The sequence below is a fragment of the Rhodoferax sp. genome (assembly GCF_023700745.1).
Lineage (GTDB): Bacteria > Pseudomonadota > Gammaproteobacteria > Burkholderiales > Burkholderiaceae_C > Rhodoferax.
Window position 1 is genome coordinate 20,134 of record NZ_JAMPYG010000013.1, and the last position, 22,474, is coordinate 42,607.

The following is a 22,474-nucleotide window of genomic DNA, read 5'->3' on the forward strand; positions in this document are numbered from 1 at the left end:
CGAATAATCAATCCACCTGACAGGCGGAACCAATGCCAGGCCCGGTACGTCCTTATGTGGTGTGGCACACAGACACACCACAACCAGTTGCCGATACTGAGACCTGCATTGCAGCTAACCCACGCGGTGATGCAAAGCAAGCGTGCCAATGTCAACCCTGCGTTGATTTGGCCATCACAAGTATTCGCATCAACTCAAGAGGTAGGCAAATGAAAAACATCGAGGCTAATTTCAGGCTGACGCCATGGCTTATGGCAACAGCGCTGAGCGTCGTTCTGGCCGCTTGCGGCGGTGGCGGACAAGACACCATTCTGGGTGCCGGTGCCATCGCTCCGGTGGTCGTGGTACCGCCTGCAGTCACGGTCGTGACGCCGTTCGCCGGCGCCCTCAACGTGGCGCCCAATACCAAAACCATCACCGCAGCCTTCAGCAAGGCGATGGATCCCGCCACGCTCACGGGTGCCAGCTTTACCCTGGCTTGCCCGGCTGCAACAGCCATCACCGGCGGCACGGTCAGCTACCTGGCTGACAGCAAGATCGCCACGCTCACCCTGTCCACGGACCTGCCCAGCGCCACCGTCTGTACCGCCACCGTGACCACTGCGGCCAAAGACAGCACCGGCGTGAGCCTGGCCAGCAACTACACTTGGCAATTCACCACCAGCGCAACGACCGACACGACGGCTCCCACCGTGACATTGGTCGCCCCCATCGATGCAGCTACGGGTGTTGCCACCAACACGGCGGTCAAAGCCACCTTCAGTGAAGCCATGGACCCGCTCACCCTCAAAACCGCCAACTTCACGCTCACCAGCGTCGGTGGACCGGTTGCAGGCACGGTCAGCATCAATCCTCTGAACGACGCAGCCACTTTTACACCCAATGCCAATCTGGCAACAAGCACGACTTACACGGCCAGAGTCACCACGGGCGTCACTGATCAGGCCGCCAATCCGCTTGCTATCGACAAGGTATGGACCTTTACCACAGCAGCCACAGCAACCACGCAGCCCTTGATCGCCCTGAACCTGGCAGAGCCCTTTGGCACCTTTGGCGGTAGCGCCGGCATGACCAACATGGGGACGCTGACCGTCGTCAATGGTGACATTGGCACGATTGCCACGGGCACCTCCATGGTCACCGGTTTCCATGAATCCCTGGCTTTCGGTGATGACATTTACACCGAAACGACGCTGAACAGCGGTGCAGTCAACGGCATGATCTACACCTGCACCAACTCGACAACAGGCGCTAATTCTGCCGGCCCAAGTGCACCCGAGTGCGCCCTGGCGACCCAGGCTCGGCTTGATGCCGAAACGGCCTACCTGGCCCTGGTGGCCAAGCCCGTCGGTGGCGCAAGCCCGGCACCTGGCGCCAATCTGGCCGGTATCACCTTGCAGCCAGGTGTCTACAAGGCACCCGGTGGCTCGTTCCTGATCGAAGGGGGCAACCTGACGCTCGATGCCCAGGGTGATGCCAACGCCACCTGGGTGTTCCAGATGGCCACCACGCTCACCGTCGGCGGACCGGGCGCAGCGGCTCCGCAAAGCATCATCCTCGCCGGTGGCGCCCTGGCCAAAAACGTGTTCTGGCAAGTCGGCTCCACGGCCACCATCAACGCAGCCGGTGGCGGCACCATGGTCGGCACCATCATTGCGCAAGCCGGAGTCAACATTTCGACCGCCGACAACATGACCATCATGACACTGAACGGCCGGGCCTTGTCCCTGGGCGCCTCGGTCACCATGGTCAACACGGTGATCAACGTGCCAGCCCAATAATCAGGAGAACAACATGACCCACACCTCACGCAAATCCATCAGCACTGCAGGCAAACTCAGCCTGCTGACCATGGTCCTCATGGCCGCCCCGTTTGCCATAGCGCAAGACACCGGCTGGTATGGCGGCGCCAACATCGGTCGCACTCAAGCCAGCATTGACGATGCCCGCATCACCAGTGGCTTGCTCGGCAGTGGACTCAGCACCACCTCGATTGAAGACAATGACCGTGATCGCGGTTACAAGTTGTTTGGCGGCTACCAGTACAACAAGAACTTCGCCGTGGAAGCCGGTTATTTCGACCTGGGCCAGTTTGGTTTTGTGGCCAACACCACCCCCACCGGTACCTTGAACGGCGACATCAAGGTCAGGGGGCTCAACCTCGACGCGGTCGGCATCCTGCCGATCACCGAGAAGTTTTCTGCCTTTGGCCGCCTCGGCGTCACTTATGCGCGCACCAAGGGCAGCTTTGCCGGCACCGGCGCTGTCAACGTGCTCAACCCCAACCCGAGCGAGCGCGACGCCAACCTCAAGGTCGGCCTGGGTGTGCAATACGCCTTCACCAACGCCCTGAGCCTGCGCGCCGAGATCGAACGCTACCGCATCAACGATGCCGTGGGCAACAAGGGCGATGTCGACATGGCCTCCATCGGTCTGGTGTACCGTTTTGGTGGCAAAACACCGACGTCGGTGGCTCAGACCTACGTGCCTGCACCTTTGGTCGTCGCTCAGGCGCCGGCACCCGTGTACGTGGCGCCACCACCACCACCTCCTCCTGCTCCCATGCCGCAAAAGGTGAGCTTTTCAGCGGATTCACTGTTCGACTTTGACAGCGCCGCCGTCAAACCCACGGGCCGCGCCGAGCTTGATAAATTGGCTGCTGACCTGCGCGGTGTTGACTTTGACGTGATCAACGTCACCGGCCACACCGACCGCATTGGCCGGCAAGCCTATAACCAGAAGTTGTCAACCCAGCGCGCCGAAGCGGTCAGCACCTACCTCGTGACCTCGGCAGGCATTCCGGCCAACAAGATCAATGCCAGGGGCGTCAATGGCTCCGATCCGGTGACCAAGCCGGGTGATTGCGTGGGTACCAAAGTCACCCCTGCCCTGATTTCCTGTTTGCAACCCGACCGCCGGGTGGACATTGAAGTGACCGGCCAACGTTAAGTTTTAGCCGCCAGATGGTGGCCAAACCAGGCTGCGGCCTGGCTGGCCACCTGCGCCAGCGTGCCGGACTCCTCGAACAAATGGGTGGCGCCGGGCACGATGCTGAGCTTCTTGGTGCAGGACAACAGGACATAGGCAGCCTGGTTGAGCTCAAGCACATCGGCATCCAGTCCACCCACCAGCAGCAGGGTGGGGGCACGGACTTTCACCAGCTCTTGCTGTCCCGCCAAGTCAGGGCGACCACCGCGCGACACCACGGCCTGGACCCTGTCACCCAGGGCGGCGGCAGCCCGCAAGGCCGCTGCCGCACCGGTGCTGGCACCAAAGTAGCCGATCGGAAGCCTGACCGTTTCAGGATTCTGCTGTACCCATTGGGTGGCCAGCAGCAGGCGTCTGGTCAATAGCCCGATGTCAAAACGAACCTGGTAGTCCATGTCTTCCACCGGAGTCAGCAAGTCCATCAACAGCGTCCCCAGGCCGGTTTCACGCAATACCTTGGCGACAAAATTGTTGCGCGGGCTGTGCCGACTGCTGCCACTGCCGTGGGCAAACAGAACCAGCCCCGAGGGTTTGGCGGGGAGTTCCAGCATGCCTTCGATCAACACATGATCGACCGGCATGCGTACCAGTTGTGACAGCCCGGTTGGGTGGCTTGACTGCATTGATGCACCTCCAGTGGCATCACAGCTTAATCCGTTCCTGCTCCGCCTGGCTTGTGAGTTATCAAGTCTGCCGTCATCTCCAAGAGCTCACGAGCGGACGGCACACCCGGCGTTCATCAGACGCGAACCACGTCGCCCTTGAGGGAATACAGGATGGCCAGAATGTCGTTCTTTTCGGCCTGTTCATAACCGTTCTTGGTCATCGCCGCCATCACGTCGTCGATGGCCGACACCAGCTCCTGTTCGTCGATATTCATGTGCTTGTGGGCCGATAGCACGTCTTTGCCGGTATAGGTTTGCGGTCCGCCCGTGCCGGCACAGATGAAGTCGATCAGGTTTTTTTCCAATTTCCCGCGGTCCTTGACCTGTTCAAAACGGGTTTTGAACAGCGGGTTGCTGTAGTGCAAGGCAACCACGTCCAAGGCGAGTTTGCTGATGCGTTCAACACCGCCCAAGCGTTCATAAAGGGTGGAAGACATGGCGTTACTCCTTCAGTTTCAGTAGTCGGCGGCGCCGGATTGCACCAGCCTCGGGGTCAACCATAACGCGGCGCGCAACGATGCGCATGACCAGAATTGACCATTCTTCCACCACCGACGCTCAAGCCGTGATGTTCTTGGTGTGCCGGAACAGATTGTCCGGGTCGTACTTTTTCTTCAGCGCCGCGAGGCGGGCCAGAATCGGTTTGCCGTAAGCAGCCTCGATGCGTTGGCAGCCCTCCTCCTCGGTGAGGAAGTTGATGTAGGTGCCACCGGTCGAAAAGCCTTGCGTGGCCTCAAAGCAGTCACGGGCCCACTGCAGGTTGGCCGCGTCGGCGGCGGCACTCTCCCACGCGCTGGTGATGTTGAGGACATAGGCCGCATCGCGGTTGCCAGCGGGCGAGTGTTCTGCGGGAAGCTCGCCCAGCGCCCCCTGCAGGTGAAACAGGACGATCGCCGAAAACGGGGAACACAATTGCTTCGCATGCGCGATCAGCACGTCAACGGCCTGGGCTTCGATGCGCGCCAGGTAGTGCGACTTCCAGTAGTAGCGTCGCCCCTTGGGCTGGGTGGCGTCGAGCAGGCTCTGCATCTGGGTGTAGGGCCGGCGCGTGATGATGTCAGCCACCGGCTGCCCCAATTTGCGCAGCGGCGCAATGACGGCCTCGCCCGCTTCGATGCTGCCGCTGTGGCAAACAAAGATGGCGATGATCGGCTTGCCATGGATATCCTTGGGCAGCCAGGGCGCGGGCGGTGCGATGCGCAGCACAGCAACGCAGGTGGTTTCGCGTGGCGCCGTGGCAGTGAACTGGCGATAGAAATCAAGCACGTCCTTGGCGTCCTCGGCGCGCCAGGCAATCGCCCCGCCAAGAATCTCGGGGCCCACCGGGAACAGGCGGTACTCGAACGAGGTGACGATGCCGAAATTGCCACTACCACCGCGTAGCGCCCAGAACAGATCGGCGTTCTCGTCGGCCGCCGTCCGCACCAGCGCACCATCGGCAGTGACAACCTCCATCGAGACCAGGTTGTCGCAGGTCCAGCCGTACTGGCGCGTCAAATAGCCGAAGCCGCCGCCCACGGTGAGACCGGCGATGCCGGTGGCCGAGACGAACCCGAGCACCGCCGCCAGGCCATGCAGCTGGGTTTCGCGATCCAGATTGCCAAGCGTGCAGCCTGCCTGGGCCCGTGCCGTACGCGCCACCGGATCGACCCATACCCCCTTCATCAGCGACAGGTCGATCATCAGGCCGCCGTCGCAAACCGCCAATCCAGCGATGTTGTGGCCACCGCCGCGCACCGAAATCAGAAACTGATGCTGACGCGCAAAGCGCACCGCCTGGACAATGTCCGCAGTGCCGCTGCAACGCACGATGAGGCCAGGGCGGCGGTCGATCATGGCGTTCCATATCTTGCGGGTTTCATCAAAGGCCACATCGTCCGGCGCCAAAACGGCACCGGCAAAGCCGGCCTTGAATGCCTGCAGGATTTCAGGTGAAACCTGCACCACGCCGCCGTCGGCGGCCTTCAATTCGATCGTCATGGCAGCGACTCCTTCAGGGTTGTGATGCGGTCATTGTTCGACGTCGGGCCTTCTTGTGCAATGGTCAAAAATGACTATTCCGGCGGCAGCAATCGATGACGAACGGCAAATGCGGAGGCTTCGGTTCGGTTGGCGGCCTGCGTCTTGCCGAGGATGTTGCGCACATGGTTGGCGACCGTGTTCTGGCTGCGAAACAGGACCGTCGCGATTTCCTGGTTGGTCTTGCCGGCAGCCACCAAGCGCAGCACTTGCACCTCGCGGGGTGACAAGCCGGCCACCGACGGCAAGGGCGCGGCACCGGCGATATCCGCCTGCAAACTGAGCACGGCCTGCTCCAGCCGCGCCATACCCAGTTGCCGAGCCTCAGCCAGCGCAGCCTCCAGCAATGGCAAGGCCTGCTGGCGGTCAGCACCGCCCCCTCTGCGCAACAGCATCACCGCATACGCGTGGCGCGAATGGGCCAGCCACGGCCGACCGCCACTGCCCTGGTCAAATTCAATGGCATCCTCAAACTGCTGCTGTGCCACATCCCAGCGCTGCTGCGTCGTGGCCAGCATGCCGAGCAAGCGCGCAGCGGCGCCAAACGACGCGGTGTGGGCGCCAAAAACGAGGTTGCGCCCGGCATAGGGCAGCAACAGCTCGTACAGCGTGGCCGCGCGCACCGTGTCGCCAAGCCAGACGCACACTTCGGCCAGATACGCCAGGCTGGCGACCCGGATGGCGTCATGTGGCATGGCGGCAAAGCCACTGGCAGCGAGCTTGTCAAAGACGGCGCGGGCTTCGTCGCGGGCACCGAGCTCACAGTGCAGAACGGCCAGGCCCGGCTGCCAGGTCAGACCCGGCGCTGCCTTGCCCTGAAACTGCCTGAGAACAGGTGCCAGCTCGCCCAGGCGGCCCTGATGGCGGCGCAGCGTGAACATCTGGACACCAAAAATACCGGCTGCGTTGGCACGATCGAAGCGTTGACCGCAACGCAGCGCCTGGACGGCCAGCGTTTCGGCGTCGGCAAAGCGCCCTTCGTGCGTGGCGATCATCGCCAGCGCAGCCAGGGCCACGGCCTGATTGAAGGGCTCACGCATGGTCTCGCCGCTGACGAGATGAAAGCGGGCCGTGGCCGTTGCGGCCACCGTGTCGCCCGACTCCATCAGGTCGCCGGTGTGCCAACCCGAGAGGTAGGGCGTCAACCATTCCGGGTGACCGGCGCGGTGTACCAGTTCAGTCGCCTCGCGGGCGGCTTCGATGCGCAGCGCCAGGCGGTCAGGGAACCAGCGCCCGGGCAGGATGGCGCACAGCGCCCGGAACAGCATCCACGGGTCGTCCAGTTCGCGCCCGAGGGCAACCGCCTCGCGAAACACCGTCTCGGCCGCGTCGGCTTGATTCGAAAACAGCAAGGCCTGGCACAAAGCGGTCAATAGCCCCGTGCGTGTGCGCACATCGGCTGGCGCGACCTGCACCAGTGCCTCGCGGATCAACACGACCGCTTTCGAGCCCTCGCTGCCCAGACGCCACTGCGCATCGCCGAAGCCGATGGCCGCACGTGCCAGCAGCAAGGCATCACCCAGGCGGCGCGCGCAACCGGCCGCAGCCGTAAAGGTGGCGAGCGCCAATTCACTGGCGCCGGCACTGTTCTGGGCGTTGCCCAGACCGAGCAGCAGGCGACCGCGCTGGGCATCGGCAACGGGGCTCAGCGGCAACAAATCGCAGGCCCGCTGGTAATGGCGCGATGCTTCCTCGTGCGCCTGCATGGCCGCCGCACGCTCGGCGGCCCGGGTGGCGTATTCGATGGCTCTGGTGACATCACCGGCCGTGCCGGCGGCGTGGTAGTGGTGAGCCAGCGCGGAAAGGCAGGGCGTGAGGTCGTCCTGGTACTGCATCTCCAACACCTGCCCGATACGCTGGTGCCAGCGCGCCCGTTGTGCCGCAGGCAGCTCGTCATACAGGGTGTCCCGGACCAGGGCATGGGCAAACTGGTAGCCACCAGGTTCGGCCAACGCCTCGATCAGGCTGGCGGCCCGGGCCTCGGTCAGGGCCGCCAGACAGTCCTCTTCGGTAAGGTCCGCCCGCACCCGCTGCAACAACGCCAGCCGGAACTCGCGGCCGAACACCGCGGCATGCTGGAGCACGCCCAGACAAGAGGGACTCAGGCGGTTCAGGCGCACGCCAATCGCTTCGCGTACACCTTTGGGAACGGCCCAAATGCCAGTTTGGACCGTTGACACACCTGGTGCGCTGACCTGGTTGCGGTCAAGCACCAGTTCCGTCAGGAACAAGGGGTGGCCTTCGGTCTGCTCGTGCAGTGCCGTGGCCAACTCTGGCGAGGCTGCAGCGTTGGCCGTGGCAACAAACAGGGCGGTCTCGGCCGGGCTGAAGCCGCCCAGCAGAAAACGCTGGACCGAGGTATGCCGGTGCAACTCCGCCAAGGTGTCCGACAGCGGGTGCTGCCGTGTCACTTCGGCGTCGCGGTAGGTGCCCAGCAACATCAGGCGACTGGTCTCAGCCTCAGCCATGATGAATTCGAGGAGACGCAATGACGGCACGTCAGCCCGATGCAAATCGTCAATCACCAGCAAGATCGGCTGGCGTGCGGCGGCGCGCCGCCAAAAACCCGCGATTGAATCGAAGAACCGAAAACGCGCTTTGGCCGCGTCGAGCTCGGGCAGCACGGGCTGGTCAAGGCCAAGCCGGCCCAGCTGCTCAGGGTCCAACGCAGCCACATACGCGGCAGCGGAACCAAGCATCGCCCCCAGCACGTCCTCGTCCTGCAGCGAGACGTAGCGTCGAATCATCTGTAGCCATGGCCAATAGGGGGGCGCACCCGGCTCTTCCGGGCAGCGTCCCCAAAGTGCCAGCACATTCAGGCGAGCGGCATGGGCGACCATCTCTTGTGCGGTACGGGTCTTGCCAATACCGGGCTCCCCGGTGAGCAGCACGACACCGGGTTGCCCGGCGACGGCACGCGCCAGTGCCGCCTGCAAGGCGTCAAGCTCGCGCTGCCTGCCAATGAAGCTGCGAACGTGTTCCATGTCCCCGCAAGCCCGTCCGCTGAGGGGATCAGTTGAACGCTTCCGGACGTATTTCACTGACCTCGACGATCACGTCGGCCGGCAATCCGGCACGATGCGCGGCTTCACGGATGGCCTCGGCATTGGACGCCTCGTACAGGCAATAGGTCTTTTTCTTGTCGGCCGACAAGAAAGAGAACAGCCAGTGCACGCCGGCGTCGTCGTTGATTTCCTGCACCAGTCGCGCGTCTTCCTTGGTGAGCGCCAACTGCTCGGCGAAATTGCGTTCAATCACAAACAAGGCCATGTCTACCTCCTCAACGTTTTGCAATGAGCCAAAGTTCCACCACGTCAATGTGGCCTTTCACGTTACACCATTTGGGCGCGCTCTGCTCAGCCCGTCCGCTACAGCCCATGAGCCGCGGGGCTGCGTGCAAGAATTTTTGAATACCTTGGGTGCGCCAGCGCACCGACGCCAGCGCGGCCGCGTTATAAAGTCAGACCACCGACCGGGATCAACCCGGCGTTTCGCCCATAGGTGGTGGGGCTAACACCATCAATAACCCATGGAGTTTTATATGCAAATTCGAACCACTCTCGCAGCCGCCATGATGGCTGTCGCCCTGCTCACCACCGCCGGTTGTGCCGTCAGCCGTGGCCAGGAAACTGTTGGCGCTTATGTGGACGACACCGGCATCACCACCCTGATCAAAGCCCGCATGGCGGAAAGCAAGCTGGTCAGCGCCACGTCCATCAGTGTTGAAACCCTGAACGGCACCGTGATGCTGTCGGGTTTTGCCAAAAGCCTCACAGAAAAGACCGCTGCTGAAAACATTGCCCGCGGTGTCAACAACGTGAAATCTGTCCGAAACGAAATTGTCGTCCGCCCCTGATCAGAACGCATCATGAACCAAGATCACATCTACAACGACGCAAAGGCCACGCCAACGTGGTTCCGCACGACCTAGTGGTGAAATTTACTTGCGCCTGAGCTGGACCAAAAAGCTTGTCGCCCCGTGATCCGCCTATCGGATCACGGGGCGTCTTTCTTTTTAGTTCCCGTGGCCGTTCTTGCCGTGGTTGCGGCGGCCGTTGTCATGTTTGAGTTTTTTCATCTTGACGGGTTTCGCCTCCAGGCTGCGCTCCCAGCGACCCGGCTGGCGGACATAGACGGCGCCCTGCTGCACCCAGCGATCGGGCGTCCAGCGGTAACCGTCGCGCTGCACCATCGTGCGGCCGCGCACCCAGACATGGCGGTCGTTGTTCCAGGCCCAGTAGCCCGGCGCCCAAACCTGGCCAGGCTGCAGCATGGGTGCAACTTCTTGCAGCGGCTCGGGTGGTGCCACCACAATGTTGAAGTTGATCTGGGCAAAGGCGCTTGTGCCCGCCGCCAGCGCCAGCGACAGCACCAAAGTTCGAAGCAGGTTTGTGTGTTTCATTGCAAATTCTCCAGGGGTTAAAAGTGACATCTTCGTGCTTTGGACTGGCCAGGTCGGTGCGTCAGCACACTGACTTCACTGGTGACAGGCAGTAGGCTGGAAATTCCTTGACAATCCATCAAACCTTGCGGCATTCCTTTTGCAAACCCTTTCGATCATCATGCTCCGTACGCTCAAATGGCTGGCCAGTTCGGTGCTGGCCGTCGTCATCGTGGCCGCTTTATTCATCGCCCTGTTTGGCTGGAATTGGCTGCGGGCGCCGCTGGAGCGGCAGGTGCTGGCCCAAACCGGCCGGGTGCTGCTGATACAGGGCGACCTTGATGTGAAGTTGGGCTGGCCCTGGCCGCGTGTGTCTGCCCGGCAGGTTTCTTTTGCCAATCCGGTCTGGGCGGCACAGGCCCACCTGCTGACGGCTGATGAAGTGGCGTTTTCCATCCACTTGCCGCAATTGCTGGTTCAGCGTTTGAAGCTGTCCGACCTGCACCTGGTCAAGCCCCTTGTTTTTCTGCAGCGCCACGCCGATGGCCGCAAAACCTGGCTGCTGGACCTCAACCAGCAAAACGACAACGCCCGCATCGACATCGACCGTCTCACGCTCGACCAGGGGGTCATTGGCTATGAGGACACAGCAACCAAAACCAGCCTTCGCGCCGAACTCTCAACCGTCCCGGTGCCCGCAGGCGGCCCAGGCGGCTCCGGGGCGAACTTTGTCGCCAAGGGAAAATTCAAAGGCCTGCCGCTGGCTGCCAAGGGCTCGGGAGATTCGGTGCTGGCCTTACTGGACGAGAGCACACCCTATGGCCTGACCCTTGACGCCACCATCGGTCAAACCCGCATTCAGGCTGCGGGTCACGTCACCAGCCTGATGAAGTTCAGTTCGGTGGACATGCAGTTGGCACTCAGCGGCGACAACCTGAACCAGCTGGTTGTCCTGACCGGCATCGCCCTGCCCGCCACGCGCGACTATGTTGCACAAGGGCACTTGGTTCGCCAGGGCAACACGCTGCGCTACGACGCCTTCTCGGGGCGGGTAGGCAGCAGCGACCTGGTCGGCTGGTGGCAAGTCAAAACAGGCGGTAAACGTCCTTTGCTCAGCGCTGATCTGGTCTCGAACCAACTCACCCTGGAAGACCTGGGCCCGGTCATTGGCGCACGCACGGGAAAACTGCAAGCTGCGATCAAAGCCGTTGAAACAAGCGGGGCGGCCGGCGCCGTGACGCCAGCCTCCAAGCGGGTCATGCCGGATTTGCCCTTTAAATTTGCGAATTGGGATTCCGTCGATGCCGAGGTCAAGTTCAGCGCCCAATCCATGCGCCAAGCCAGTTACATGCCACTGGAGGCGCTCAGCACGCAGTTGAGCCTGAAAGATTCGGTGCTGACACTGAATCCGCTCCAGTTTGGCGTGGCAAGTGGTCAGATCAATGCCGTGGTCAGGCTGGATGGTCGTCACAACCCGATCCAGGCCGAAGCCCAGGTGCAACTGAAGCGGCTGGCGCTGGCCAAATTGCTGCCAGCCGATCAAAAAGGCATAGCCAGCACCAGCCAGATCGGTGGCCAGATCAAGCTGGCCGGCAGCGGCAATTCGGTGGGCAGCATGCTGGCCCATGCCGATGGCTCGGTTGCACTGCTGGTGTCGGGCGGCCAGATCAGCCAGATGGCGATGGAAAAGGCCGGCTTGCACCTATGGGAAATCTTCCAGCTGACGCTCACCGGCGACAAACAAATCAAACTGCGCTGCGCGGTGGCCAACTTCGATGTCAAGGCAGGTGACATGCAGACCAACACCTTGCTGCTCGACACCGAAGTGACCACACTGCTGGGCACCGGCCACATCGACCTGGCGCAGGAAAAGCTGGACCTGACCCTGAACCAGAAAACCAAGAACACCAGCCCTTTGGCACTGCGCAGCCCGATCCACATCAGTGGCAATTTCGCCCAGCCCATCATCCGGGTGGACCAAACCCGCGTGGCGGCACGCGCACTGGGCGCGCTGACGCTGGGTGTCATCAACCCGCTGCTGGCGCTGATCCCGCTGGTGGATGCCGGGCCGGGCCAGGACAGCGATTGTGCGCAATGGCTGCAGCGGAAAAAATGATGCTGAAAATGATCACTCCATTGTTGCGGGTGCTGCTGGCGGGTTTCGCGCAGTCGGTTGCGCCATCCTGGCCGGTCTGCAACGCAAGTCGGGCAAACTGGATATGCTGGACACTTCAAGCACATCGGAAGTCAGGACGCTAAGGCTTTTTTCCACCTGCGTTCGCTATCGCACAGAAAAAATCTTACGATACAGCGACAGTGTCATGACTTTCAAAGATTTATCAACTGGAGTATGACAATGAAAACCTTGAACAAATTGACAGCGCTTGCCGCTGTGACAAGCACCCTGATTCTCGGTGGCTGCGCCAGCACGACCCCACTCAACAACACCAACGTGGGCACGACCTACCCGCAACAGAACACCAGCAGCTACACGCAATATGGCGTGGTGCAGTCGATCGCCCTGGTGCCCCAGAACAATACCGGCACCAGCATCGGTGCAGGCGCCATCGCGGGTGCGGTGGTGGGTGGCATTCTTGGCAACCAGGTGGGCGGCGGCTCGGGTAAAACAGCCGCCACCGTGCTGGGGGCAGCGGGCGGTGCGTACGCCGGCCATGAGCTGGAAAAACGCAACCAGGCCCAGCAAAGCAATGTGTACCAGCTGACGGTTCGCCTGAACAATGGCAGCCTCCAGACCCTGACGCAGTCCACCAGCAACGACATCCGGGTGGGTGACAGAGTGCGCATCGACAACGGCGTGGCGCAGCGTTACTGAGACCTTGCGGGTCAGACCACTCGCAAAGCGACGTGCTCTGACCCCAACTAATTTCAACTCTCCTGCCGTAAACGCACGTCACTGAGCAGGCGGTTGATCTCCTTTTTGACCACGCCGTAGCATTCGCAGGTGCGTGATTCAAGGCCGGCCCGGTCCAGCACACCAATGTGGCCGCGGCGGTAGCGGATGTAACCCAGGCTTTGCAAGTGGCCGGCGGCGTCAGTCACGCTTTCGCGGCGCACGCCCAACATGCTGGCCACCAGCTCCTGTGTCATCACCAGCTCACGCTCGGGCAATCGGTCCAGCGTCAGCAGTAGCCAGCGGCACAGTTGCTGCTCCACCGAATGGTGGCGGTTGCAGGCGGCGGTCTGGGCCATTTGCGTCATCAGGGCCTGGGTGTAGCGCAGCAGCAGGTGCTGCAAGGGTCCGGCCACATCAAACGCCTGCTTCAAAAGATGACGGTCCAGCCGGTAGGCGTGACCGGCGGTTTGCACCACCGCCGAGCTGGAAGTGGTGTCACCCCCCATGAACAGGGAGACACCCACCACCCCTTCGTTGCCCACACCGGCGGTTTCTGCTGACGCGCCCGATTCGGTCACATAGTGCAGCGACACGATGGCCGTGGTGGGAAAGTAGGCATGGCGCATTTGCGTGCCGGGGTCGTAGAGCATCTGGCCCAGTGCCAGCGGCACCAGTTCCAGGTCGGCGGCCAGGGCGTCAAAGTCCCGGGTTGGCAAGGCCGCCAGCAGATGGTTCTGATTGGGATTGTGTAGGAATGTCATGGGTGGCCCTGTTTTTTTTATTTGAGCTTGGAGGTCAGTTCAATCCCAATGCCGCGGTAGCCAATAAAGCGGCTGTTCCGGTTGAACATGGGTTCGCCGCTGACTTGAAAACTCTGCTTGCTGCCATCTGCATTGACGCGGTGAAATACAAAGTCAAGAAAGGGCTGGCGCTCGTCGATGATGGCACGCAATCTGGTGCGTTCAACTTCGTTCCAGCCGCCATAGGACGTGACCGCGACCTCCCCGTCCAAAGGCGCCACCTGAATGCCAAGCATCTCCAGCACTGGGCCCGACACCTTGCTGAAGTGGCCGTTTTCATCCTGCTCCCAGTACCAGTCCGAAGCCAGTTCGGTCAGGCTGCGGTAGCGCGCCTCGCTCTCGCGCAGTTCGGCGGTGCGCTCGGCCACCGTGGCTTCCAGCTCTTTGTTGTAGTCGGCGAGTTTTTTGTACAGCAAGCGGACTTCGAGCATGTTGTGGATGCGCGTTTTGACCTCGACCAGATCAAACGGTTTGCTGATAAAGTCCTTGGCCCCGGCCGCCAGGGCGCGCAGCTTGTGGCCCGGCTGGGCGGTCAGCACAATCACCGGCATGTAGCCATCGGTCAGGTTGGTCTTGAGGCCTTCCATCACCTGAAAACCGTCCATGCCCGGCATTTGTAGGTCTAGCAGGATCAGGTCAAAACTTTTTTTTCGGTGCAGCGCACAGACTTCCTCAGGCTTCGTGGTGGCGCTCACCTGGGTATACCCGGCATCCGCCAGCACTTGCTCCAGCAGTTGCACATTGGCGGGCTGATCATCCACGATCAGGATGCTGGCTTGATGGATGGCGACGGTCATGGGCATGGTCTTTTCCTGGTTGACTGACCTCGATTGGAACAGTATTTTTCAAAGGCGCCATGATGCCTGACCGCCCCCCGCAAATCGGTACGCCAACACACATAGGCGCTCCAGGCGGCACGTTCGTTACAGGGCCGGGCTGACTACGACGGGCCCGCCAGCATGCGCAATATCAAGACAGGTTGGGGGAATCTGGTAGAAACGGGTACCTGCACCATTCCCTGGAGCAACAGCATGACCCTTTGCCACCTGGCCCCCACTGAGCTGGCCCTCAGCATCGCCCCTGAAGCCCTCGGCTTCAGCGATACCTCCGAATTGCTGCACCAGCCCTTGCCCTGGATCGGCCAGGCGCGGGCCGAGACCGCAGCGCGCTTTGGGCTGAGCATGGACCAGCCCGACTACAACCTGTTTGTGCTGGGCGAAGTGGGCAGCGGCCGCTCGACGCTGCTGCAGCAACTGATGCGCGAGGTGGCTGCCACCAAGGCCGTGCCGCCCGACCTGTGCTATCTGCATAACTTTGACGCCCCCGAAAAACCGCGCGCGCTGCGCATGCCGCCCGGCCAGGGACGGCTGTTGCGCCAGCTCATGGCACAAATGAGCAAAACGCTGCAAAAGGAAATTCCGCAACGGCTTGATGGCCCCGATTTCAAGGCCGAAAGTGCACACTTGGAAAAAACCTACAAGCTGGAAGAGTCCGGGGCCTACGCCGAACTCGACGCTTTTGCCGAAGCCCGCCACTTTGCGCTGTACCGGGAAGACGGCCACCTGATCTTTACCCTGCTGGGTGCCAAAGGCAAGGCCCTGACCGAAAGCGAGGCGCGCTCGCTACCCAAGGAGCAACGCGCCCAGGTGGAACAGGCCGAGCAGGAACTGCGCGCCGAAATCGTCCGCTACCTTGACAAAATCCGGCCCATTGAACGCCTCAAGAACGAAGGTCTGGCCGCGCTGCGGCGCCAGACCATCAAACCCCTGCTGGAGCATGAACTGCAGGAGATCCGGATGGAGCTCAAGAAACAGATCAAGGACACGCTCAAGCTGGGCCATTACCTGGACCGCGTGATGCAGGATGTGCTGGACAACCTGGATGCCTTTCGCGCGGCAGAGGCCGATGCCGGCATTGATGAAGAACTGCGCCAGGAAGAGCTGGCTGCGGTGCTGGCACGCTACCGCGTCAACCTGGTGGTGGACAACGAAAGGTTGACCGGCGCACCGGTGATCATTGAAGACAACCCCTCCTACCACAGCCTGTTTGGCAGTGTCGAGTACCAGGCCGAAGAGGACGTGCTGCTGACCGATTTCTCGCGCATCCGGGCCGGCAGCCTGCTCAAGGCGCATGGCGGCTACCTGATGCTGCATGTGCGCGAACTGCTGACCGACGAGCTGGTGTGGGAAAAATTGCGCCGTTTTTCGCGCACCGGCCGCCTGCAGATTGAAGAACCCATGCAGATGTTTGCCCCCATGGCCACGGTGTCGCTGCTGCCGGAGGCACTGGACATTAACGTCAAGATCGTCCTGATTGGTGCCACCGAGGAGTACTACCTGCTGCAGGAGGCCGACCCCGAGTTTGCCCGGCGCTTTCGCGTCAAGGTGGATTTTGCCGAAAGCTTTATCGCCAGTGCGCAAACCTATGCGGCCTCGGCCGTGTTTGTGGGACACACCTGCCAGCGCCTGGGCTTACCCCATTTCTCGGCCGCCGCGGTGGCGCATTTGCTCGAAGATGCGCACCGCGAGGTCGACGACCAGACGCGCCAGAGTGCCGGGTTCGCCCACATGGAGGCGCTGGTGATGGAGGCGTCGGCGGTTTGCCACGCCCGGTCCGGCGCTCGGGTGGAGGGCGACGATGTGCGCGCCGCGTTGCAGGCCCGACGCCTGCGCCACGACTACCCGGACCAGCGGCTGCAGGAGACCATCACCGACGGTGACCGGCTGATCAGTCTGCAGGGAGAAAAAACGGGTCAGATCAACGGCCTGACCCAGATTGACCTGGGCGACTACCGTTTTGGTTTTCCGGTGCGGGTCACGGCGCGCACCTCGGCCGGCAAGGACGGCTTGGTCAACGTTGAACGCGAGGTGGCGCTGTCGGGCCCGATTCACGACAAGGGGGTACTGATCCTGCACAGCTACCTGTCCATTCTGTTCGCCGCCCAGGCGCCACTGGCACTCGACGCCACGCTGGTGTTCGAACAGGAGTACAACGGCATCGAAGGCGATTCGGCCTCGTGCGCCGAGCTGTACGCCCTGCTGTCGAGTCTGTCCGGCTTGCCGCTGAAGCAGGGCATTGCGGTCACAGGGGCCGTCAACCAGCACGGCGAGGTGTTGCCGGTGGGTGGTATCAACGAAAAAATAGAAGGTTTTTTCCGGATTTGCAATACCGCCGGGCTCACCGGTGAACAGGGCGTGCTGATTCCAAACCGCAACCGACGTCACCTGATGTTGAGCAGCGACGTGGCGCAGGCCGTGGCACAAGGCCGTTTTCATGTGTACACGGCCGAACATGTGCGCGAGGGCATTGAACTGTTGACTGGCTGTGCCAGCGGCCTGCCGGGCACGGCAAGCGGCTACGCGCCAGACACGGTGCTGGGCCGCGCCCAGGACACCTTGCAGGCCTACCGCCGGGCCTGTCAACTGGCCGACCACCCCCGGCCCGGGCGCAGGCGTGGACGTTAGTTCTTGCAGAAATTGCTGAGATCGAACAAAAACCAGGCATTGCGCTGTTCATCATGCGCGCATACGATGGCGCACCGCACGGCTTGTTGAAGGAAGTTCGTCATGTCCAATACGCGCATTGAAACCGACAGCTTCGGCCCGATCGAAGTCCCGGAAACCGCCCTGTGGGGTGCCCAAACGGCGCGCAGCCTGCGCTTTTTTGCCATTGGCGAGCAGCGCATGCCACTGCCTGTGATGCATGCACTGGCCTGGATCAAGTGGGCGGCGGCCCTGGTGAATGGCGAGCTGAATTTGCTCGATGCCAACAAAGCCCAAGCCATCGCCAAAGCAGCGCAGCGTGTGGCCAGCGGCGAATTCGATGCCGAGTTTGTGCTGTCGGTCTGGCAAACCGGCTCTGGCACGCAAAGCAACATGAACGTCAATGAGGTGGTGGCCAAGCTGGCCGGGCACAACAGCCACCCCAATGACGACGTCAACCTGGGCCAGTCGTCCAACGATGTTTTTCCCAGCGCCATGCACCTTGCCGTGGCGCTGCAAACCCGCTCCGACTTGCTGACTGCGCTGGAAACTTTGCGCTGTGCGCTGGTGGCCAAGGCCGTCGCATTTGATGAGATCATCAAGATTGGCCGCACACACCTGCAGGATGCCACACCCGTCACGCTCGGCCAGGAATTCGGTGCTTATGCGGCCCAGCTCGCGCTGTGTGCCAGCAGCATCGAGCATACCCTGTTGGCCGTGCACCAGTTGGCGATTGGCGGCACGGCAGTGGGCACGGGTCTGAACACGCACCCGGAATTCGGCACCCGGGTGGCGGCCAGGCTGGCGCAACAACTCAAGCTGCCGCTGGTACAGGCGGACAATCTGTTTGCCGCCATGGCGGGTCATGAGGCGCTGGTGGCCTTGCATGCCAGCCTGAAAATGCTGGCCATTGCCCTGACCAAGATCGCCAACGACATCCGCCTGATGGGCAGCGGGCCGCGCGCCGGCCTGGGCGAGTTGCAACTGCCGCAAAACGAGCCCGGCAGCTCCATCATGCCCGGCAAGGTGAACCCCACACAAATTGAGGCACTGACCATGGTGTGCGCCCAAGTGATGGGCCATGACGCAGCCATTGGTTTTGCCGCGAGTCAGGGCCAGTTTGAACTCAATGTTTACAAACCGCTGATCATTTTTGACACGCTTGACAGCCTGCGCCTGCTGACCGACGCCATGCTCAGCTTTACCCGGCACTGCGTGACGGGCATCACCGTTGATGCCGCGCGTGTGCAGGCGCTGTTGCAAAGCTCGCTGATGCTGGTCACGGCCTTGACCCCGCATATTGGTTACGACCGCGCCGCACAAATTGCCAAGTATGCCCACAACCAGGGTTGCACGCTGCGCGCCGCGGCGCTGGCGCTGGGCGCCGTCAGCGCCGAGCAGTTCGATGCCTGGGTTGACGTGAAACACATGCTCGGCCCGCAACCCAGCTGAATGGGTGCGTTCAGTTCGCCATCGCACAGAACTTTATAGCCAACATCACGAAGCTACCGGGGTGGCAGCGTCTGATCGTTTGCGCGTCATTGATTGAACTGCAGAGATTTTTTATTTCTGCTGCGTCACATTTTTTCATTTAAAGGAGTATTCCATGGGTCTAGGAACCATCGTGCTGATTGTGCTGATTCTGATGCTGGTCGGCGTCATCCCGGCCTGGCCGCATAGCCGGGGCTGGGGTTACGGACCCAGCGGCGGCCTGGGGCTGGTGCTGATCATCATCATCGTGCTGCTGTTGATGGGGCGCATCTGACGCATTCCCTTATGGATGGACCGAAGCGCGGTTTGCACGGTGCCCAAACGATGAAGCTGGCCGTTGTGGTCGGATCGACATCGGTTGCTCTGATGGCCTGGTAGATCAATGCCTGATCGTGCCGCTGATTGCGGCACATTCGCACTCAGGGTCCATTGGCGTCGGCCAGAGCCAGCCCTTCATCCAGCGCCGCCATGAACTCTGGCACCCGGATGGGTTTAGTGAGATAACGAAAAAACCCCGCCGCCAGGCCTTTTTCGATGTCACGCGACATGGCGTTGGCGCTCAGCGCCATCACCGGAATATGCTGGGTGGTGGTGTCTTCCTGCAAAATGGCGAGCGCCTGCATGCCACTGATGCCAGGCAGGTTGATATCCATCAAAATCAGGTCGGGCTGGTGCGCCCGTGCCATGGCAATGCCGCGCATGGCATCTTGCGCCCCCAGTAAGCGCATATCCGGGCGGCGCGCAATGAGCTGTTCCACCAGTGCCATGTTGGCCTTGTTGTCTTCCACGTAGAGCAGCGTGCGCAAGGACGCTGCTGGCGAGGTCGCGCTGGCGGGTGCGACTTCCAGTGGCAGTTCATCCAGTACCAGTTGGGGTGCCGATGCCGCATTCAGTTCAAACCAGAACACACTGCCAACCCCCACGGTACTGGTCACGCCAATTTCACCGCCCATCAGTTCCACCAACTGGCGGCTCACCACCAGACCAATCCCGGTCCCCTCCTCGACACCAGCCTCTTGCCCAAGACGGTTGAAGGGCTCGAACATTTGCGCTATTTTCAGAGGCGGCAGCCCTTCGCCGCTGTCGCGCACGCTGATCCGCAGACGCCCGGCAGACTGCAGCCGGTAGCTCACTTCGGCGATCCCGTCCGGGCGGTTGTATTTGATGGCGTTGGAGAGCAAATTCACCAGGACCTGCTTGAGCCGGGTGCGGTCGGCAATGACAAAACAGTCATCATCACCCGTTGGAAACTTGATGCGAATACCCTTTTGCTGGGCTTTCAGCGCAATCATGGCTTGGCAATCCTGCATCACATCATGCAAGGAAGTGGGCTCCAGCGACAACGACAAACGACCCGATTCGATCAGGGCGAGGTCCAGAATTTCATTGATCAACTTCAGCAAGTACCAGCCCGCCGTGAGAATTTGCCGGACGCTGGCGGCTTGTGTTTCGGACGGTGGCGGGGTGCCTGATTCCAGCAGCTGGGCAAAGCCCAGGATGGCGTTGAGCGGCGAGCGCAGTTCGTGGCTCATGCTGGAAAGAAAGTCTGACTTGGCCTGGTTGGCATGGTCGGCCTGTCGACGCGCCCGCTCCAGTTCAACATTCTTGTTTTGCAACACCAGGTCAAGCCGGGCCCGCTCGGCCTCGACCTGCTTGCGCGCCGTGTTGTCGGTGCCGATCAGCAGGTAGCCAATGATGTTTTCCTGGTCGTCGCGCAGCGCCGTGACCGACACCACCGCCGGGAAGCGACTGCCGTCCTTGCGGATGTAAGTGAGTTCGTAAATGTCTTCAATGCCGCGCGAGGCCTTGAACACCAGCGCCTCGAAACCGGGGCTGATGTTGCGATTAAGCTCAATGCTCAGGGACTTGGCCCGGGCAATGACCTCCTGCGGGTCGGAAATGTCGGCCGGGGTGATTTTGTTCATCACCTCAGCGGCGGCGTAGCCCAGCATGCGCTCGGCGCCCACATTGAAAATCTGAATCACGCCTTTGGCATCGGTCGCAATGCTGGAAAAGTTGGCGCTGTCGAAAATCGCTTTTTGCAGGGCACCCGCCTTGCGCAAGACTTCTGCTGCGGCCTTGCGCGCGCTGATGTCGCGCAAAATGCCGGTGAAGTAACGCTGGCCGCGCAGTGTCATCTCGCTCACGGCGATTTCCAGCGGAAAAGCACTGCCATCCTGGCGCCGGCCCATCACTTCACGACCCAGACCATTGGCACGCTCCTCGGCACTGACGCCGTAATAAGCCAGCGACCCATTGTGATGACCTTCATCCAGCTCGGGGATCAGCAGGCTCAGGTGTTTGCCGCCAAGCTCGGCTGCGCGGTAACCAAACATAAGTTCAATGGCCGGATTCACGGTTTCGATGATGCCGCCCTGGGCATGAATGGTCACCAGGCCATCCACCACCGTGTTAAGAATGGTTTGCAACAGGGCCGCACTGTCACGCAGGGCCTGTTGCGCTGCGTATTCGTCGGAAATATTGCGAAACACCAGAATCGCACCCACCACCAGACCGTCAAAGGCGCGAATCGGGGCGCAACTCTCGGCGATATCAAATTCACGCGCATCACGGGAAATCAGCACCGTCTGGTCAGTCAGGTTCTGCACCGTGCCGTGGGCCAGGGCCTCGGCCACAGGGATCGTGGCCAAGGTGCGGCTGTCCTTGTTGATGACATGAAACACCTCGTCAACCGGCTTGCCAAGCGCCTGCGCCTGCGTCCAGCCAGTCAGCGCTTCGGCCACCGGATTGAGCAAGGTGATGCAGGCGGCAGCATCGGTGGTGATGACACCGTCGCCAATCGAATTGAGCGTGACCCAGAGCCGTTGCTCACCCTCTTGCAAGCGGTGGTTGGCCTGGGCCAGCAGCGTGTTGCTGGTTTCCTGCGCCTGCAGCAAATGCAGGGTCTCAAGGTGCACCTGGCTCTTCACCCGCTGCTGGGACCTTTGGTAAATCAAATAGGCAAAATTCAAGGCAAACAGCAAGGCCAGAGCGGCGACCACGAACAGAATGAGCAGCAAACGACGCATGGCAGCATCAAAGCTTGCCTCGTTGCGCAAGCGGTCGGTGGCCTGCGCGAGGATGAAGCTGTCCATCCCGCGGCGGATCTGGCCCATCAGCTGCTCTCCCTTGCCGCCCTCTATCAGCAAACGCACGGCATTCTGGTCGCCGGCGCTGCGCAGCGCGATGCCGTTGGCAAGCTCGACCATCTTGGCCTCGATCAAGGGCGCCAAGGCGTCCAGACTGGCCCTGGCATCGGCGTTGCCAATTTCATCACGCAAGGCTTTCAGCTCGGGAATGACTCGATCACGTGCCGCCAGATACGGTTCCAGGTAGGACTCGTTGCCCGTCAAGGCATAGCCCCGCTGCCCGGTTTCGGCGTCTTTCAAGCCAGAGAGCAGGTCGTTGGCCATGCCGATGACATTGCGGGTGTGCTGGCGCTGGATGGCGGCGTCCGATATCTGCTGGTAGGACCAGAACATGAACGCAATGCCACCCGCCACCAGCAACAAGGCAACAGCCAGCCAGGTCAGGGTCTTGGGGATAGTTTTCAAAGTGGGTACTCGTGATGCAGGACTGACCGGACGCGAAATGAATGGGAATGCGCGCAAGGCGTCTGCGACGCAGCGCGCATCAGTAGCCCTTTATACACGTATCGCTCGCCCGGGAGAGCATGCCTTGCCTGACAGGGTCGTTCATTGACATGTCGCCAGCATACGGTTGTCGGCTGCCAACGTTTGTGCGCTGGCACACATAGGCCCACGATTCAGAAGCCAAAACAATTGCGCTTGTGT

General features: G+C 61.5%; 17 protein-coding genes. 8 read left to right on the forward strand and 9 right to left on the reverse strand.

Annotated features, from left to right (window positions below; all coding sequences use genetic code 11):
- Positions 1-209 precede the first annotated feature (209 nt).
- Together NDJ10_RS10955 and NDJ10_RS10960 are read left to right on the forward strand one after the other, a co-directional pair.
- Entirely contained in the window at positions 210-1,781 is a 1,572-nt protein-coding gene (locus NDJ10_RS10955) for an ice-binding family protein (protein WP_296162111.1), read from the forward strand.
- 13 nt (positions 1,782-1,794) lie between these two features.
- The gene (locus tag NDJ10_RS10960) at positions 1,795-2,949 is read left to right on the forward strand and encodes an outer membrane beta-barrel protein (protein WP_296162114.1); all 1,155 of its coding nucleotides are present in this window, start codon (positions 1,795-1,797) and stop codon (positions 2,947-2,949) included.
- Here the strand turns inward: NDJ10_RS10960 and NDJ10_RS10965 are convergent.
- The 5 genes from NDJ10_RS10965 to NDJ10_RS10985 all read right to left on the reverse strand — a co-directional run bounded on the left by NDJ10_RS10965 (position 2,946) and on the right by NDJ10_RS10985 (position 8,942).
- Positions 2,946-3,611, reverse strand: coding sequence for an alpha/beta hydrolase (locus tag NDJ10_RS10965; protein WP_296162115.1), 666 nt, complete (start codon positions 3,609-3,611; stop codon positions 2,946-2,948). The genes NDJ10_RS10960 and NDJ10_RS10965 overlap by 4 nt on opposite strands.
- A gap of 116 nt (positions 3,612-3,727) precedes the next feature.
- Positions 3,728-4,090 (reverse strand): group 1 truncated hemoglobin, encoded by a 363-nt coding sequence (locus tag NDJ10_RS10970; protein WP_296162116.1) that lies wholly within the window; start codon positions 4,088-4,090, stop codon positions 3,728-3,730.
- 121 nt (positions 4,091-4,211) lie between these two features.
- Positions 4,212-5,633: an FAD-binding oxidoreductase gene (locus tag NDJ10_RS10975; RefSeq protein ID WP_296162117.1), complete on the reverse strand. Its 1,422-nt coding sequence runs from the start codon at positions 5,631-5,633 to the stop codon at positions 4,212-4,214.
- Positions 5,634-5,707: 74 nt separating this feature from the next.
- On the reverse strand, positions 5,708-8,656 hold the full coding sequence (locus NDJ10_RS10980) for a helix-turn-helix transcriptional regulator (RefSeq protein ID WP_296162121.1): 2,949 nt from the start codon (positions 8,654-8,656) through the stop codon (positions 5,708-5,710).
- Positions 8,657-8,684: 28 nt separating this feature from the next.
- Positions 8,685-8,942 (reverse strand): DUF4242 domain-containing protein, encoded by a 258-nt coding sequence (locus NDJ10_RS10985; RefSeq protein ID WP_296162122.1) that lies wholly within the window; start codon positions 8,940-8,942, stop codon positions 8,685-8,687.
- A 271-nt stretch (positions 8,943-9,213) separates the two neighbouring features.
- Here NDJ10_RS10985 and NDJ10_RS10990 point away from each other — a divergent pair, with 271 nt between their 5' ends.
- The gene (locus tag NDJ10_RS10990; RefSeq protein WP_296162124.1) at positions 9,214-9,528 is read left to right on the forward strand and encodes a BON domain-containing protein; all 315 of its coding nucleotides are present in this window, start codon (positions 9,214-9,216) and stop codon (positions 9,526-9,528) included.
- Positions 9,529-9,687: 159 nt separating this feature from the next.
- Here NDJ10_RS10990 and NDJ10_RS10995 read toward each other — a convergent pair whose 3' ends face one another.
- Positions 9,688-10,074 carry a YXWGXW repeat-containing protein gene (locus NDJ10_RS10995; RefSeq protein ID WP_296162126.1) on the reverse strand — a complete coding sequence of 129 codons (387 nt, stop codon included), beginning with the start codon at positions 10,072-10,074 and terminating at the stop codon, positions 9,688-9,690.
- Between the two features lie 160 nt (positions 10,075-10,234).
- Between NDJ10_RS10995 and NDJ10_RS11000 the strand changes: the two genes are divergently transcribed.
- Together NDJ10_RS11000 and NDJ10_RS11005 are read left to right on the forward strand one after the other, a co-directional pair.
- Positions 10,235-12,169 (forward strand): AsmA family protein, encoded by a 1,935-nt coding sequence (locus tag NDJ10_RS11000; protein ID WP_296162128.1) that lies wholly within the window; start codon positions 10,235-10,237, stop codon positions 12,167-12,169.
- Between the two features lie 240 nt (positions 12,170-12,409).
- Positions 12,410-12,886: a glycine zipper 2TM domain-containing protein gene (locus NDJ10_RS11005; protein ID WP_296162130.1), complete on the forward strand. Its 477-nt coding sequence runs from the start codon at positions 12,410-12,412 to the stop codon at positions 12,884-12,886.
- Between the two features lie 53 nt (positions 12,887-12,939).
- On the opposite strand, the gene NDJ10_RS11010 is transcribed toward NDJ10_RS11005, so the two are convergent.
- A complete protein-coding gene (locus NDJ10_RS11010) occupies positions 12,940-13,668 on the reverse strand; it encodes a Crp/Fnr family transcriptional regulator (RefSeq protein ID WP_296162132.1) in 729 nt (242 codons plus the stop codon).
- Between the two features lie 17 nt (positions 13,669-13,685).
- Positions 13,686-14,510 carry a response regulator gene (locus NDJ10_RS11015; protein WP_296162135.1) on the reverse strand — a complete coding sequence of 275 codons (825 nt, stop codon included), beginning with the start codon at positions 14,508-14,510 and terminating at the stop codon, positions 13,686-13,688.
- Positions 14,511-14,738: 228 nt separating this feature from the next.
- Here NDJ10_RS11015 and NDJ10_RS11020 point away from each other — a divergent pair, with 228 nt between their 5' ends.
- The 3 genes from NDJ10_RS11020 (at position 14,739) to NDJ10_RS11030 (ending at position 18,954) form a co-directional block, all read left to right on the forward strand.
- Positions 14,739-17,171 carry an ATP-binding protein gene (locus tag NDJ10_RS11020; protein ID WP_296162137.1) on the forward strand — a complete coding sequence of 811 codons (2,433 nt, stop codon included), beginning with the start codon at positions 14,739-14,741 and terminating at the stop codon, positions 17,169-17,171.
- Between the two features lie 102 nt (positions 17,172-17,273).
- Positions 17,274-18,641, forward strand: a complete 1,368-nt coding sequence (locus NDJ10_RS11025) for a class II fumarate hydratase (RefSeq protein ID WP_296162138.1) — start codon at positions 17,274-17,276, stop codon at positions 18,639-18,641.
- Between the two features lie 154 nt (positions 18,642-18,795).
- Complete coding sequence (locus tag NDJ10_RS11030) at positions 18,796-18,954, forward strand: DUF3309 family protein (protein WP_296162140.1); 159 nt, start codon at positions 18,796-18,798, stop codon at positions 18,952-18,954.
- A gap of 145 nt (positions 18,955-19,099) precedes the next feature.
- Here NDJ10_RS11030 and NDJ10_RS11035 read toward each other — a convergent pair whose 3' ends face one another.
- Positions 19,100-22,234 carry a PAS domain S-box protein gene (locus NDJ10_RS11035; RefSeq protein ID WP_363318705.1) on the reverse strand — a complete coding sequence of 1,045 codons (3,135 nt, stop codon included), beginning with the start codon at positions 22,232-22,234 and terminating at the stop codon, positions 19,100-19,102.
- Between the last annotated feature and the right edge of the window lie 240 nt (positions 22,235-22,474).

Bases quoted from the DNA above. Each gene is read 5' to 3' on its own strand.
- NDJ10_RS10955 (WP_296162111.1), top strand. From the start codon at position 210: ATGAAAAACATCGAGGCTAATTTCAGGCTGACGCCATGGCTTATGGCA.
- NDJ10_RS10960 (WP_296162114.1), top strand. From the start codon at position 1,795: ATGACCCACACCTCACGCAAATCCATCAGCACTGCAGGCAAACTCAGC.
- NDJ10_RS10965 (WP_296162115.1), bottom strand. From the start codon at position 3,611: ATGCAGTCAAGCCACCCAACCGGGCTGTCACAACTGGTACGCATGCCG.
- NDJ10_RS10970 (WP_296162116.1), bottom strand. From the start codon at position 4,090: ATGTCTTCCACCCTTTATGAACGCTTGGGCGGTGTTGAACGCATCAGC.
- NDJ10_RS10975 (WP_296162117.1), bottom strand. From the start codon at position 5,633: ATGACGATCGAATTGAAGGCCGCCGACGGCGGCGTGGTGCAGGTTTCA.
- NDJ10_RS10980 (WP_296162121.1), bottom strand. From the start codon at position 8,656: ATGGAACACGTTCGCAGCTTCATTGGCAGGCAGCGCGAGCTTGACGCC.
- NDJ10_RS10985 (WP_296162122.1), bottom strand. From the start codon at position 8,942: ATGGCCTTGTTTGTGATTGAACGCAATTTCGCCGAGCAGTTGGCGCTC.
- NDJ10_RS10990 (WP_296162124.1), top strand. From the start codon at position 9,214: ATGCAAATTCGAACCACTCTCGCAGCCGCCATGATGGCTGTCGCCCTG.
- NDJ10_RS10995 (WP_296162126.1), bottom strand. From the start codon at position 10,074: ATGAAACACACAAACCTGCTTCGAACTTTGGTGCTGTCGCTGGCGCTG.
- NDJ10_RS11000 (WP_296162128.1), top strand. From the start codon at position 10,235: ATGCTCCGTACGCTCAAATGGCTGGCCAGTTCGGTGCTGGCCGTCGTC.
- NDJ10_RS11005 (WP_296162130.1), top strand. From the start codon at position 12,410: ATGAAAACCTTGAACAAATTGACAGCGCTTGCCGCTGTGACAAGCACC.
- NDJ10_RS11010 (WP_296162132.1), bottom strand. From the start codon at position 13,668: ATGACATTCCTACACAATCCCAATCAGAACCATCTGCTGGCGGCCTTG.
- NDJ10_RS11015 (WP_296162135.1), bottom strand. From the start codon at position 14,510: ATGCCCATGACCGTCGCCATCCATCAAGCCAGCATCCTGATCGTGGAT.
- NDJ10_RS11020 (WP_296162137.1), top strand. From the start codon at position 14,739: ATGACCCTTTGCCACCTGGCCCCCACTGAGCTGGCCCTCAGCATCGCC.
- NDJ10_RS11025 (WP_296162138.1), top strand. From the start codon at position 17,274: ATGTCCAATACGCGCATTGAAACCGACAGCTTCGGCCCGATCGAAGTC.
- NDJ10_RS11030 (WP_296162140.1), top strand. From the start codon at position 18,796: ATGGGTCTAGGAACCATCGTGCTGATTGTGCTGATTCTGATGCTGGTC.